The sequence below is a fragment of the Chryseobacterium lactis genome (assembly GCF_003815875.1).
Lineage (GTDB): Bacteria > Bacteroidota > Bacteroidia > Flavobacteriales > Weeksellaceae > Chryseobacterium > Chryseobacterium lactis.
Genome location: NZ_CP033924.1, coordinates 3280521 through 3294025, shown reverse-complemented (window position 1 = coordinate 3294025; position 13505 = coordinate 3280521). Strand labels below are relative to the sequence as shown.

Genomic DNA, 13505 nt, shown 5'->3' with positions numbered 1-13505 from the left:
GAAAAAATCTTCCGACCACCACTAGGCTTTAGCCCACTCCTATTGATACATTACATCGTGTTATTGATAAATATTATTGGTATTTAACAAAATTAAGCTGAGTTTCTGCTCGCATTAATATTTCCAAACAGCGATCTCGTCACCAATTTTTCATAAGCTTCTTTATTGCCTTCACCTTTCTGAATTTTCATCAAGGCATACTGCTGGATACTGAGCAAAGGAAGTACTATTTTTTCACGGATTTTCACAGATTTTCTGGAAAGCGGATCTTCTTCCTGAAGTATTTTAAATCCTGTCAATTCAAGCATAATTTCTCTTGAAAGCTCATATTCATCAAAAAGGACATTCCAGAATGCTCCGAATTTCGGGTTGTTTTTAATATAATAAGTCAAGGGAAAGTATGATTTATTCATACTCATCATGGAGTTTAATACTAAGGTTTTAAAGAAATCCGAGCCTTTGTACAATTCTCTTACTTCCTCAAACCTTCCCTGTTCTTTCATCTGCTGCATGGCATATCCAAAACCGAAAAATCCGGGAACGTTTTGTTTTAACTGAGACCATGATCCCACAAACGGAATTGCCCTAAGGTCTTCGAACTTCAGCTCGCTTCCATTTCCTCTCTTGGAAGGACGGCTTCCGATATTGGTTTTCCCATAATATTCCAATGTACTCATCTCCTGAAGATAAGGAACAAACATAGGATGAGCCTTTAAATCTGAATATTTTTTATAACTGATTTCAGCCAGTTCAACAATCAATGTTCTTTCTTTCTCTGTGAGTTCTTTCTTGGCATTTTTAAAAACATCGTTTTCAACTCCGGCAGTCAGAAGTTGTTCAAAATTATATTTTGCCTGTTCTTTATTTCCAAAAATACTGGTTATCGTTTGCCCCTGAATGGTTAATTCAATTTTATTATTGGCAATCGTTTTCCCCTGCGAAGCATAGAAATCATGGGTTTTGCCTCCACCTCTTGCAGGCGGGCCTCCTCTACCATCGAAGAATACTACTTTAATATTATTTTGCTCAGAAAGCTTTGTCAATAACTCTTTCGCTTTATAAATTTCCCAGTTGGCCTTTAAATATCCACCATCTTTTGTTCCGTCAGAAAAACCTAACATAATGGTCTGCTGGTTTCCTCTTCTTTCAAGATGTTTCTTGTAAACAGGATTTTGATACAGCTCATTCATTACATGTTCAGCATTGGCAAGACCTTCCATCGTTTCAAAAAGGGGAACAATATCCATATTGATCTCTTCATCTTTGTATCCACAGATTTTGAAGAAAGCATACACATTCATCACATCTTTCACGGCATCAGAATTGGAAATGATGTAGCGGTTCATCCCTCTCAATCCATTTAAATTCTGAATTTCTGAAACCTGGGAAACAGTCAGGAGTGTATCTTTTACAATATCTTCAAAATCCTGTGCATTGACCGGTTCTGTAGATTGAATCAGTTTATTAAATTTCTGCTCATGATTGGCACCTTCATTTCTATACATCTTAGCAAATACCTCATCAATCACCTGCTGATGAATCCTGCTATCCTGACGGATATCCAGCGTCGCAAAGTGGGTTCCGAAAATCATCACCCGATCTCTGAAATTAGCCAAAAGATCAAGGAATAAAGAATTGTGTTCACTAATCAGTATTTTCTCGGCTTCATCCGTTTTCTTTAGAATATCTTCTGCCGTAATATTTTGCCCATTAAAAATCGCAGCATATAGCTCTTCACTTAATTGCGTTAATACTTCTGATACTCCTCTGAAGCTCAATCTTCTTCTGATAAATTTCAAATGACTGTAATAGGATTTTAAAATCGCGGAACGAAGCTCTTCTGCAACTCTTTTGGTAACATCTGCTGTTACAAAAGGATTTCCGTCACGATCTCCTCCAGGCCAGAAACCAAGCTGAATAATATCTTCATGCAAATGAAAATGTCCGTTTCCAAAGGTCTTTTTTATTTTTGTAAAAAGCTCTCCGATGGTATCATAATATACATATCTCAGATACGAAATAATACTCAATGCTTCATCAATCGGAGTCGGTTTTTCTTTATTCACAAAAGGTGTTTTTCCCAACTGCTGCAAAAGCATGTCGATTTGTGTTACAGAATCGCTGGTAATGGCTCCTCTTAAATCCTGAATAATTCTCTGGACCGAACTTGGATAAAACTGTGTCGGGTGTGCTGTGAATACAACTTTCACACTAAAATCTTTCAATTTTTCACGCACTTTTTCAATCTTATGATCCTGAAAAGAACGTTCAAAAAGATTGGTTACCGTTCCACTGTCGCTTTCCGAGTGAAGGTTTGGAAATGCAGCATCTTCAATACTATCAAATAAAACAACCTGTCTTTCTATATATTGAATAATTTTAAAAAGCAATTCTAATTTTTGTTCTTCCGTCTGAAGATCAGTATGGTTTTTAAAGAATTCTTCGACAATTTCTTCAGGTGTTTTTCCTGCGTCATAACCGGTTCTGCTTTCTTCGTAAAGAAACGGAAGCAACATTCCGATATTTGTCATTTTATCATAAGGCAGGCTCATAAATAATGAATTGTAGATCTGGAACTTATTTTCCACGATCTGCCTGAATTTTTCTGCGCGTTGGTCGTGTATCATAGTAACAAATGTAAGCGATTTTCAAATTAGTTGAATTGACAAATGGCAAAAATTGAGTACCAAAAGTAAAATATAGTATTAATTTTTGTTTATAAATTGGATAAAAACTGGATATCGTATGAAATTTTTATAGTTTTCAAAGTATTGACGGACCCTTTAATTTTTTGTAAATTTGCTGGAAACACATTCTCTATGAAAGCAATCATCATTTTTTCCCTGATCTTCTCCAATCTGCTTTACAGTCAGATCAAGGTTCCTGATGATTATAAAAAAATCCCTGATATTCTGGATACGGTCGACTATCTATATCCATTCATTGTGCCGGATAAAGAATACCAATACTGGCGGGTACTCAGCAATGATGCTGATTATGAAAAGGCCGTACTTTACGAAAGCCAGGCCCCTGATTTCATGACCATCAATGAACCTGCTCCTGAAAAAGGTTTCTTTCAGAAATGCGTTGGCAATAATTGTTTTTCATACATTCTTGCCTGTAAAAAGGAAAGATCAGTTTATTTTTCCACAGAACAACAATTGAGAGATTTTATCGGAACTGTTGACAACCTTCCTGAAGCTATTCTATTGGCGAAAACATATGGTTATTCAGTTGACACAAGCAATCGCTTTACCGGGGCTTATAAAATTGAAGACCGTCATATTTCATTGTATGTTATGCAATCTAAAGGCTGTCCTGTTACTAAGGAATCATTCCTGGTGAAAATCAACAGAAAGACCGGAAAACTGGAAGCTAAAAGTAATGGTATCTATTCAAAAAATGAGGATTGTTCTGTTTTATGAAACAAGCTTTTAATTGTTGGAAAATACAAAGACACAAAAGGAATCACAAGCTATACCGCTTTAAGGCGCAAGGATTTTATCTGCGATAAAATTGAATAATGCATATTTTTAAATTATAAAATACACCATTTGCTTGCTGAAAATCTTCGATTTTCTTGCACCTTAAAATAGACACAATGAAAATAATCTTTTGCGCCTTTGCGCCTCCTAACAAAATAAATATTAACGGCTCCTTGTCCGGAAGCAATAAAAAAATGAGGATTGTTCTGTTTATAAATGAGCTTTTTAACTGTTGGTAAACACAAAGACGCAAAAGGAATCACAAACTATGCTGCTTTAAGGCGCAAAATTTTATCTACGATAAAATTGAATGATGCATATTTTAAATTATAAAATACTTCATTTGCTTGCTGAAAATCTTCGATTTTCTTGCGCCTTAAAATAGACACGATGAAGATAATCTTTTGCGTCTTTGCGCCTCCCAACAAAATAAATATTAATGGGTCCCTGTCCAGAAGCAATAAAAAAGTGAGGATTGTTCTGTTTTATAAAACAAGCTTTTAATTGTTGGTAAACACAAAGACGCAAAAGGAATCACAAGCTATACCGCTTTAAGGCGCAAGGATTTTATCTACGATAAAATTAAGAATTGAATAAATAAACCATTAAGAATTTTTAAGCTGTTAAGAATAATTAAGGTAATAGCTAAAGCTATTTTTTAGCGACCTGCTTTATTTCTCCATCAAAGATGGAGCTTAATCATTCTTAATATCTTCATTGATCTTAATGGTTCAATAATCTAAAATTAAATGAAGCGTATTTTAAAATTATAAACAAAATCTTTTGCTTGCTGAAAATCTTCGATTTTCTTGCGCCTTAAAATAGACACGATGAAGATAATCTTTTGCGCCTTTGCGCCTCCCAACAAAATAAATATTAAATATTAACTGCTCCCTGTCCGGAAGCAATAAGATACGCTTCTTTTAATGTTTCGGAATAGGTTGGATGCGCATAAGAAATTCGGAACATATCTTCTGCCGTCACTTCATATTCCTGCGCTATGACTCCTTGTGCAATCAGATCTGCGGCTCTTGCTCCAATGATATGAACACCGAGCACTTCTCCATACTTAGGATCAACCAATACTTTGGCAAATCCGTCCGTATCCATTGAAGCCCGAGCTCTGGCACTGGCAGAAAACGGGAATTTTCCAACATTATAAGGAATGTTATTTGTTTTCAGATATTCTTCAGAGTACCCTACAGAAGCTACTTCCGGCCATGTATATACAACTGAAGGAATCCGGTTATAGTGAATTTTATGATGTTGTCCGTTAATTGTCTCTGCTACAAACACCCCTTCTTCTTCCGCTTTATGTGCCAGCATCGCACCACCGATGACGTCACCAATCGCATAGATATGAGAAACGGAGGTTTGATTCATTTCATTCACCTTAATAAACCCACGGTCATCAAGCTCTACATTGGTATTTTCCAATCCAAGACCTTTTGTGAACGGGCTTCTTCCAACTGCTACTAAAACATAATCAGCAGCAAGTTCACCTTCTGTACCATTTTTATCTTTAAAAAAAACGTTGGCCTCTGAGCCTGTATTTTCAGTTTTATAAACAGCATGTTGTAAACGGATATCAATTCCTTCTTTCTTCAGGATTTTCTGAAGATTCTTTCCTAATTCGTGATCCATCGCAGCAATCAGATGATCGGCAAATTCAAGGATGGTAACTTTTGTTCCGATTCTGTTAAAAATAGATGCCATTTCTACTCCTATCACTCCTCCCCCAATAATTATCATGGATTTTGGTTGTTCACTTAAAGCAAGAGCTTCTGTTGAGGTGATAATTCGTCTTTTATCAATTTCCACACCGGCAATGGTTGAAGGCTTTGAACCTGTTGCGAGAATATAATTTTTGGCGGTAATATCTGTTATTTCAGTTCCATTAGTTACTTTAATAATAGAATCACTTATAAAACCTGCTGTTCCTTTCAAACGGGTGATCTTATTTTTACTCATGAGAAAATTAAGTCCATCGGTATTTTTTGAAACGACTTCTGATTTTCTTTTGTACATCTGAGTAAAATCAAGCGATATCTGATCCAGCTTAATTCCGTGTTCGTTAAACTTATGCAAGGCATCTGCATAATGATGAGTACTGTCCAGTAAAGCCTTTGTTGGAATGCAACCTACGTTTGTGCAGGTTCCGCCCAACGTATCATATTTTTCTATAATTACGGTTTTGTATCCAAGTTGTGCACTTCTTATCGCAGCTACATATCCACCGGGTCCGGAGCCGATTACTGCTATATCATATTGTTCCATTTGATTTATTAATTTTTTATGATTAAATTTACTTGCAAAATAAAAGCAAATTTAAAATAAACACTTTTATTTTGCAAGTATTATTTACATATTAACATCATGAATAAGAAAAGATCAGACTGCCCTATCAGTTGTTCTCTCGAAATCTGGGGCGACAAATGGTCATTATTAATTATCCGGGATCTGATGATCAAAAAGGAATGCACCTACGGAGAACTTCAGAAAGCTGATGAAAAAATAGCTTCTAATATTCTTGCCTCCAGACTTCAACATTTACTGGAGAACGGCATTATTGCCAAAAAGGATCATCCAGACAACAAATTGAAAATCCTGTATCATCTTACTGAAAAAGGTATTGATCTGGTTCCTCTGATTGTTGAAATAAATCTTTGGGGCGACAAGTACCTGACGATTCCCGATGATCGGAAAGAACTACTGGAAAATATAAAAAAGGATAAAGAAAGTTTTATCAAGAGAGCAAAATCTTACTTGTCTGCAAGATAATCTGATGATTGAGGTATTATCAGACCTATCTTGATAGCTTTCATTAAATATAGATATAGCAATTTTAAAACTTCGTTAACTTAGTTTTCACTTTTCATTCCGTAAATTTGGGTTACTAAAAAAGTAAGAACAATGCTTAATTTCGAGTTTAAAAATCCAACAAAAATACTTTTCGGGAAAGGTGAAATCGCTAAAATTTCCAAAGAAATTCCTAAAGACGCCAGAATATTAATGATCTACGGCGGTGGAAGCATCAAAAACAACGGCGTTTATGATCAGGTAAAAGAAGCTTTACAAAATCATGAAGTGTATGAATTTGGCGGAGTACCTGCCAATCCTGAATATGAAGTTTTAATCAATGCATTAGCATTCATTAAAGAAAAAAATATCACCTATCTTCTTGCTGTAGGAGGCGGATCGGTAATTGACGGAACAAAATTCATTTCTGCAGCTGCCAACTATAACGGTGAGCCGTGGGACATTCTGAGAAAACAGGTAAGAACCTTTGAAGGAGAAGGAATGCCGTTCGGAAGTATTTTGACACTTCCTGCAACCGGTTCGGAAATGAATTCGGGATATGTAATTTCAAGAAGAGAAACCAACGAAAAACTGTCTTCAGGTGGTCCGGGGCTTTTCCCACAGTTTTCTGTGCTGGATCCTGAGGTAATCAGATCTATTCCTAAAAATCAGATTGTAAATGGAATTACAGATGCTTATACTCACGTACTTGAACAGTATATGACAGCTCCGTCTTCCGCTGATCTTCAGGAAAGAATTGCGGAAAGCATTTTAATCAGCCTTCAGGAAACAGCTCCTAAAGTACTGGCTGATGATTTTAATTATGATGCTGCCGGAAATTTTATGTGGTGCTGTACAATGGCTTTAAACGGCCTGATTCAGAAAGGAGTGATCACCGACTGGGCTGTACATGCCATGGGCCACGAATTAACGGCTTATTTCGGTATTGATCATGCAAGAACACTGGCTATTATTGCTCCATCTCATTATCGTTACAATTTTGAAGATAAAAAAGGGAAACTGGCCCAATATGCTGAAAGAGTTTGGGGTATCAAAGACGGAAGCGTAGAAGAAAAAGCAGAACTGGGGATCAAAAAAATGGAAGAATTTTTCCATAGCCTGCATATCAAAACCAAACTTTCAGAATATACAGAAGACTTTAAAGGAACTGCTGAAAGAGTAGAAAATGCCTTTACAGAAAGAAACTGGCTGGGACTTGGAGAATATAAAAAACTGACTCCAAAGGATGCCTATAAGATTGTAGAGATGAGTTATTAGAAACCATTACCAGAGCGTTTATAATAGAAATATACAAGAAGAGGTTGTCTCAAAAGTCAGATAATTAGGCTTTTGTCATTCTAACGAAGGGTGAGTCTTTGATTTCACTCAGAATGACACTTTTGAGACAGCTTCTTCCTTTTGATAGGTATATCGGCTATTTTTAATCTAATCATAATTTCTAAAATCTTGAATTTCTTATTTTTTTCCCTTGAAAACATGTCGGTTCAGTCAAAATTATTTAATTTATAAACATTCGTTTAAAAAGTCATCATTTCATTACAGATATTTCAAATTTATTTATATTTTAGCATATTCTTAAATTTGTGAAAATGAAAAAACAACTACTTTTATTTGCCTTTTCAGCTTTGGCACTGACTTCTTGTAAAGATGACGATCTTCAAGCTTATGAAATGGATATGATGAAAGGAGATTGGAAAGAAGTGAAGACAGAGGTTATTTCCGGAAAAGATAATAAAACGGTTCTTTCTTCTTCTACTCCAACCGGATGTGCCACTAAAAATACACTTTTCTTCAGAACTGATTTTTATGTAAGCTATACTGCTTTTACAGGAACTGGAGCAGACTGTCAGATGGCTCAAAAAAATGAAGGAAAATATACTTATGATGCTGATTCCAAGATTCTGGGTATTCAGTTTAATAATGACGGTAACAGAAATTTCAAAATTGATATTCTGACAAGCCGTGATCTTAGACTCGCTCAACAATTTGGGAACTATGATCAGGATGGAGACAAAATACCTGATGTCACTTATGTTACTTACAAAAGATAAATGTTAAGCTCCCTTTAATAGGGAGTTTTTTATTATTTTTACTTTCAATTTTAAATATGAATATAATGAAGAAGATTCTATCGGCATTTGTATTGCTGTTTTTTACCATTGCCTTTTCACAGGAAAAAAAGCCGATGTTCTGGCAAGACATTCAACATTTCAAACAGGAAGATCAACAAACCCCGCCTCCTAAAAATGCTATTTTATTGATAGGAAGTTCATCTTTTACCAAATGGACTGATGTTGCTGATTATTTCCCCGGCAAAACAATCATCAACAGAGGTTTTGGAGGCTCCAGGCTTACTGATCTTAATTATTTTGCAGATGATCTTTTAGCTCCTTATCAGCCCAAACAAATTATTATTTACTGTGGAGACAATGATTTTGCTGACGATCACAATCTGAAAGCAAAGGTAGTCGTTGACCGATACAAAACGTTCTATAAAAAAGTACGTGCAAGATTTCCTGATATTGAGGTAGATTTTATTTCTATAAAATACTCTCCCAGCAGAGAGGAACTTTGGCCTCAAATGAAAGAAACCAATAAAAAGATTGCTGCTTTTATGAAAAAACAGCCTCACTCAAAGTTCATTGATATTACCAAGGCTATGGAAGATGCCAACGGAAATGTAAGAAGAGATATTTTTCTGGACGACATGCTTCACTTAACTCCGGAAGGGTATAAAATATGGACTAAAGTGATGAATCCTTATATGAAATAAAAAATGAAGCACTCGCGGAATTTACCCATTTACAAAAAGGCCGAAGAAATCTACAAAACACTGCAGACCATTACCGATTTGTTTCCTGAAGACAATGATTATCTTCAGCATTTGAAATCGAATGTTTTGGGAGACATAATGATTATTCAGGCAAAGATTTCCGGAGCAGAGGCTGTGAAGCTGTATGATATTAAAATGGAAAATGCTGCCATTATACGAAAAGCGGCGAGGGAAATTATGGTGAGTGGTAATCACCTTGAATTACTGGGATTTTCTGATGCCAAATATTATAAGATTATCCGAAATCTGATTGAAGAATTCCGTCTTTTATTTATCGACTGGGTTGCCACGTTCAATCCGAAGCATTATATTGTAGATAGTTGGGGGCTTTTCAATCCTCCGGGAATAGCACCGGATTATATACAGGGAGATGATGAATTGGATTTTCTGGATGAGGAAGAAGACGAAAGTTAAACCTAATACATAAATAAAAAACGATTCCTGATTTAGGAATCGTTTTTTATTATTTCTTTCTCTTTGATTTAGATATCGCTTTTTGTTGGGCTCTGTTGGCACCAAACTTCTTAGGTGTCTTTCTTTTGGATGGACCACCCCAGTTTTCTTTGGTGTTTTTGGCTTTTTTCTCATGGAAAGCTCCTCCTCCGTCGTTCAGTTTTACCTGTGCCGGATTCTTCATCACCACTTCATCTTTTTCAGAAGCGATTTTGTTAGGATTGATTTTTACTGTTTCCGGGAAATCATTGAACTTCAAATCCTTATCCATCAATAATTCAATATCCAGAATCGAAGGTTCTTCTTTTTTCGTTACAAACGCTAATGCTTTTCCTTCTTTATCTGCTCTACCGGTTCTACCAATTCTGTGAATATATTGTTCCGGAATTTCAGGGATTTCAAAATTGATAACGTGAGTAATATTTGAAATATCAAGACCTCTTGCCATTACATCGGTAGTAATCAATCCTCTGATCTCTTCATTTTCAAAACTTTTCATCGCCTTAAGCCTGTAGTTCTGAGATTTATTAGAGTGAATCACATCAAACTGTTCAGGGAAAAGCTCATCAATTTTAGTAAAAAGAAGATCGGCGTGTTTTTTATTATTATTGAAAATCAACACCTTGGACATATCTGTATTATTCTTCAACAAATACTCCAATAGATTGATTTTGGTATTAAAGTTCTCAACTTTATAGGCAGTCTGCTCAATTTTTTCAAGTGGTGTTCCGGATTTTGCCAATGAAATTTCTATCGGGCTTGCAAAATAGACATCCAGCATTTCATCCACGGCTTCTGTCATGGTTGCAGAGAAAAGAATATTTTGTCTCTTCTCTTTCATCATTTCAAAAATATGGCTCAATTGAGGTCTGAAACCTAGGTTAAGCATTTCATCAAATTCATCGATAATCAACTTCTGAACTTCTTTCAGAGAAATAGCATTATCGATAGCAAGGTCCATTACCCTACCCGGCGTTCCTACTAAAATATCACAACCATCGTTGAACAATAGTTTTTGGGTGTTGATATTTTTTCCTCCATATATTCCGATAACTCTTGCAGTAATATTTTCTGTCAGTTTTTCAATGATTTCCGCCACCTGTACCACCAATTCTCTTGTAGGAACAAGGACTAAAACAGTTGGATTTCCTGTTTTACTGTATTTCCATGTTTTCAAAACCGGCAAAAGATACGCTAATGTTTTTCCTGTTCCGGTCTGCGCAATACCCATTACATCTCTTCCGGAAAGAATAGGCTTTAAGCTTTTCTCCTGGATAGGTGTAGGCTCAAATAATTCCAGATCCGCTAAAACATCAAGAATTTTAACCGGCAGGTCAAAATCTGCAAAAGTGAGTTTTTCCATTTTGCAAAGATAGGTATTAATCTGAATAATGGAAAATGGAAGTGAAAAGGTGTCTGGCTTCAGGGATTAGAGATGGTGTGAGAAAAGATTCTTGACACTCATATCCACATGCCTACTTTAAGATACAGCGTTAAATTTTCAACTTTCAACTCGCCATTTTCACTTAAGTTTCACGCTTTTGGTTGTAATTTTAATATCATCGTCTTTCCATTCACTGGAAGTAATGATTACATTTCCTTTTATTTTGGGGTCTTTCCTGATCGGAAATTTATCTTCTTCCCACTGATTGCAATGTGTAGAAATAGAAGGAACCAACAGCTTCCATCCTGTTTTATCTAAAGTATAGGCAAGGAAAGCACGCCAGCAACTGGTACACCACCCGGGATAAATACCGATTTCATCTTTTCCATCTCCATTGAGGTCTCCAAGATTATACAACGTTCCGTCATAAGCCGGCGAAACAATGAATGGCTTTATTTTTTTATCACTGAAATAAATAGTGGTCTCACATTTACCATCACATTCGTCTGTACAATCACTGACCTTAGTATAGGCAAATTCTTTTGTTCCGTTGCCATCAAAGTCTCCTGAAACTTGTTCGCTGTTTTTTTCCTGAGCGATTAAAAATGAGCTGCAGCAGATCAATGCTGACATAATAAGTATTTTCATTGGTATTTTGTTTTTTTGAATTGCAATTCAGGTTCGGATTCTGGGCGATAAAATTATAAAAACCCTTACAAAGGAGTCAAAAAGCCTTCATCTGATAACTTCTTTACTTTCTGGTAACTCTTAGTAAAAGTATTAAAACTAAAATGATGGAAAAAACAAAGCCCAGTACAGCAACTACTGACAGCTCCCCGATTCTCGGTCCTGATTCTGAAGTGAAAACAATCGATGTTGCAATGATATTTGCACCTAAAATCATGGCGAGAATCAAGTTGATAACACTCGATTTTATCAGTTGGTTGGTTTTTTCTATATTTTTAATTTCACTCGAAACGGTAAACTTGTTTTCGTCCAGTTTCTGAAGAACAGATCTCAGTTCTCTTGGTATTTCGTCTACATTATCTGTGAAATTCATCATTCTGTCCATCCCGGTTTTCAGAAGATTTTTGGGATTTATTTTTTTGGTGAATATCTTTCTGGTGTAGGGATGAAGACTTTTAACAATATCCAGATCAGGATTAATATTTCTGCCAACTCCTTCTATCAGACTTATTCCTTTAAATAAAAGATAGAAATAATCCGGCATATACAGCCTGTTGTCTTTCAGAATATCTTTCATTTTATTAATAATAACCTGAACATTGATTTCCTGAAGTGAAGAGCTGTGTACAAAATTCAGAATATCTTCTACATCATTTTCAAATCTTCTTTCATCAGGAATTTCATAGCTTACAGCCATTTTTTTAAGGTAACGGACTATCTTATGTGGGTTTTTAGCCACAAAGCTTACAATCAGATTTTCCAGAATTTCTTTATCGTTTGGTTGTATCTTGCCTACCGCTCCAAAATCAATAAACACCACCTTTCCATCTCTTTTTACCAGAATATTTCCAGCATGTGGATCTGCATGAAAGAAGCCGTAATCTAATATTTGAGATACAAAGAGTCTCAATCCTACTTCAGAAACTTTTACAGGATCAATACCATTGGCCAAAAGAACAGACTTATCGGTAACCTTTATTCCATCGATGAATTCCATACAAAGGATATTGTTATTGGAAAGCTCTTCATAGACTTTCGGTACGTAGGTTTTTTTATTATTTTTAAAATTAAGACGGAATTGCTGAATATTATTTTTCTCGTTAATCAAAGAAACTTCTTCCAGTAAAGATTTTTCAAAAGTCGAAATAGCCTGTTTCAGATTCAGCTTGTCTCCTATTTCGGAATAGGCAGACAATAATTTTTCGAGATCTTTTATTAACAATAAGTCATCTTCAATAACCGATTGTACATCCGGCTTTCTGAGTTTTAAAATGACGGGACTTCCATCCTTCAAAACAGCTTTATAAACCTGTGCAATAGAAGCCGTTGCCAGAGGCTCTTTTTGAATTTCAAGGAAATAATCTTTAACGGAAATATCAAATTCACTCTCCAGCGCATCTTCTACATCCATGTCCACGATTTCTACCTTATCCTGCAGTTTTTGCAGCTCCTGCAGCAATTCCGGCGGCAATAAATCTTCTCTGTTACTGAATGACTGTCCGAGTTTTACGAAAGTAGGTCCCAATTCTTCCAAAGCCAACCGGATTCTTTCATACACCGTACCTTTTGAAATAATTTCGTCTGAACTGCCTGTATTTTCTTCCGGTTTATTCCCGCCATTCATTCTTGCGAGCATGTCTTTAAAACCGTATTTACTCAATACAGAAATCAGTCTGGCGGATCTTTTCAGTTTTCTTTGCTGTTTGTCGAACATAGTGTTTGTCAATAATGAATGCAATGTACTCCAAAAACTATTCCCAACCAGACCCAAAAAGGACTGAGTGAGAAAAAGTTTTTCATTATATCGTTATTTGACATATTTTTTTATCTTTATGAAGTACAA

The 13505-nt window shown here is 35.7% G+C and carries 11 protein-coding genes; 6 read left to right on the top strand and 5 right to left on the bottom strand.

All coding sequences use genetic code 11. From position 1 onward, the window contains the following. Positions 1–92 precede the first annotated feature (92 nt). Positions 93–2627 carry a phosphoenolpyruvate carboxylase gene (locus EG342_RS14590; RefSeq protein ID WP_103292865.1) on the bottom strand — a complete coding sequence of 845 codons (2535 nt, stop codon included), beginning with the start codon at positions 2625–2627 and terminating at the stop codon, positions 93–95. Positions 2628–2819: 192 nt separating this feature from the next. Here EG342_RS14590 and EG342_RS14585 point away from each other — a divergent pair, with 192 nt between their 5' ends. Next, on the top strand, positions 2820–3425 hold the full coding sequence (locus tag EG342_RS14585) for a hypothetical protein (RefSeq protein WP_103292866.1): 606 nt from the start codon (positions 2820–2822) through the stop codon (positions 3423–3425). 936 nt (positions 3426–4361) lie between these two features. Here the strand turns inward: EG342_RS14585 and lpdA are convergent. Further along, positions 4362–5762 carry a dihydrolipoyl dehydrogenase gene (gene lpdA / locus EG342_RS14580; protein ID WP_103292867.1) on the bottom strand — a complete coding sequence of 467 codons (1401 nt, stop codon included), beginning with the start codon at positions 5760–5762 and terminating at the stop codon, positions 4362–4364. 99 nt (positions 5763–5861) lie between these two features. On the opposite strand from lpdA, the gene EG342_RS14575 reads away from it, so the two are divergent. The 5 genes from EG342_RS14575 to EG342_RS14555 all read left to right on the top strand — a co-directional run bounded on the left by EG342_RS14575 (position 5862) and on the right by EG342_RS14555 (position 9552). Next, complete coding sequence (locus EG342_RS14575) at positions 5862–6266, top strand: winged helix-turn-helix transcriptional regulator (protein WP_103292868.1); 405 nt, start codon at positions 5862–5864, stop codon at positions 6264–6266. Between the two features lie 132 nt (positions 6267–6398). After that, positions 6399–7562: an iron-containing alcohol dehydrogenase gene (locus EG342_RS14570; protein ID WP_103292869.1), complete on the top strand. Its 1164-nt coding sequence runs from the start codon at positions 6399–6401 to the stop codon at positions 7560–7562. A gap of 332 nt (positions 7563–7894) precedes the next feature. Beyond that, a complete protein-coding gene (locus EG342_RS14565; RefSeq protein WP_103292870.1) occupies positions 7895–8356 on the top strand; it encodes a lipocalin-like domain-containing protein in 462 nt (153 codons plus the stop codon). A gap of 65 nt (positions 8357–8421) precedes the next feature. Then, on the top strand, positions 8422–9078 hold the full coding sequence (locus EG342_RS14560; RefSeq protein WP_103292871.1) for a GDSL-type esterase/lipase family protein: 657 nt from the start codon (positions 8422–8424) through the stop codon (positions 9076–9078). A gap of 3 nt (positions 9079–9081) precedes the next feature. Then, positions 9082–9552: a hypothetical protein gene (locus tag EG342_RS14555; protein WP_246008626.1), complete on the top strand. Its 471-nt coding sequence runs from the start codon at positions 9082–9084 to the stop codon at positions 9550–9552. Between the two features lie 49 nt (positions 9553–9601). On the opposite strand, the gene EG342_RS14550 is transcribed toward EG342_RS14555, so the two are convergent. From EG342_RS14550 to EG342_RS14540, 3 genes are all read right to left on the bottom strand, one after another. Further along, positions 9602–10954, bottom strand: a complete 1353-nt coding sequence (locus EG342_RS14550; protein WP_103292872.1) for a DEAD/DEAH box helicase — start codon at positions 10952–10954, stop codon at positions 9602–9604. Between the two features lie 159 nt (positions 10955–11113). Next, positions 11114–11623 (bottom strand): hypothetical protein, encoded by a 510-nt coding sequence (locus tag EG342_RS14545; RefSeq protein WP_103292873.1) that lies wholly within the window; start codon positions 11621–11623, stop codon positions 11114–11116. Between the two features lie 103 nt (positions 11624–11726). Further along, positions 11727–13376, bottom strand: coding sequence for an ABC1 kinase family protein (locus tag EG342_RS14540; RefSeq protein WP_103292874.1), 1650 nt, complete (start codon positions 13374–13376; stop codon positions 11727–11729). Positions 13377–13505: the final 129 nt, after the last annotated feature.

Bases quoted from the DNA above. Each gene is read 5' to 3' on its own strand.
- EG342_RS14570 (WP_103292869.1), top strand. From the start codon at position 6,399: ATGCTTAATTTCGAGTTTAAAAATCCAACAAAAATACTTTTCGGGAAA.
- EG342_RS14545 (WP_103292873.1), bottom strand. From the start codon at position 11,623: ATGAAAATACTTATTATGTCAGCATTGATCTGCTGCAGCTCATTTTTA.
- EG342_RS14540 (WP_103292874.1), bottom strand. From the start codon at position 13,376: ATGTTCGACAAACAGCAAAGAAAACTGAAAAGATCCGCCAGACTGATT.
- EG342_RS14565 (WP_103292870.1), top strand. From the start codon at position 7,895: ATGAAAAAACAACTACTTTTATTTGCCTTTTCAGCTTTGGCACTGACT.
- EG342_RS14555 (WP_246008626.1), top strand. From the start codon at position 9,082: ATGAAGCACTCGCGGAATTTACCCATTTACAAAAAGGCCGAAGAAATC.
- EG342_RS14590 (WP_103292865.1), bottom strand. From the start codon at position 2,627: ATGATACACGACCAACGCGCAGAAAAATTCAGGCAGATCGTGGAAAAT.
- EG342_RS14560 (WP_103292871.1), top strand. From the start codon at position 8,422: ATGAAGAAGATTCTATCGGCATTTGTATTGCTGTTTTTTACCATTGCC.
- EG342_RS14585 (WP_103292866.1), top strand. From the start codon at position 2,820: ATGAAAGCAATCATCATTTTTTCCCTGATCTTCTCCAATCTGCTTTAC.
- lpdA (WP_103292867.1), bottom strand. From the start codon at position 5,762: ATGGAACAATATGATATAGCAGTAATCGGCTCCGGACCCGGTGGATAT.
- EG342_RS14550 (WP_103292872.1), bottom strand. From the start codon at position 10,954: ATGGAAAAACTCACTTTTGCAGATTTTGACCTGCCGGTTAAAATTCTT.
- EG342_RS14575 (WP_103292868.1), top strand. From the start codon at position 5,862: ATGAATAAGAAAAGATCAGACTGCCCTATCAGTTGTTCTCTCGAAATC.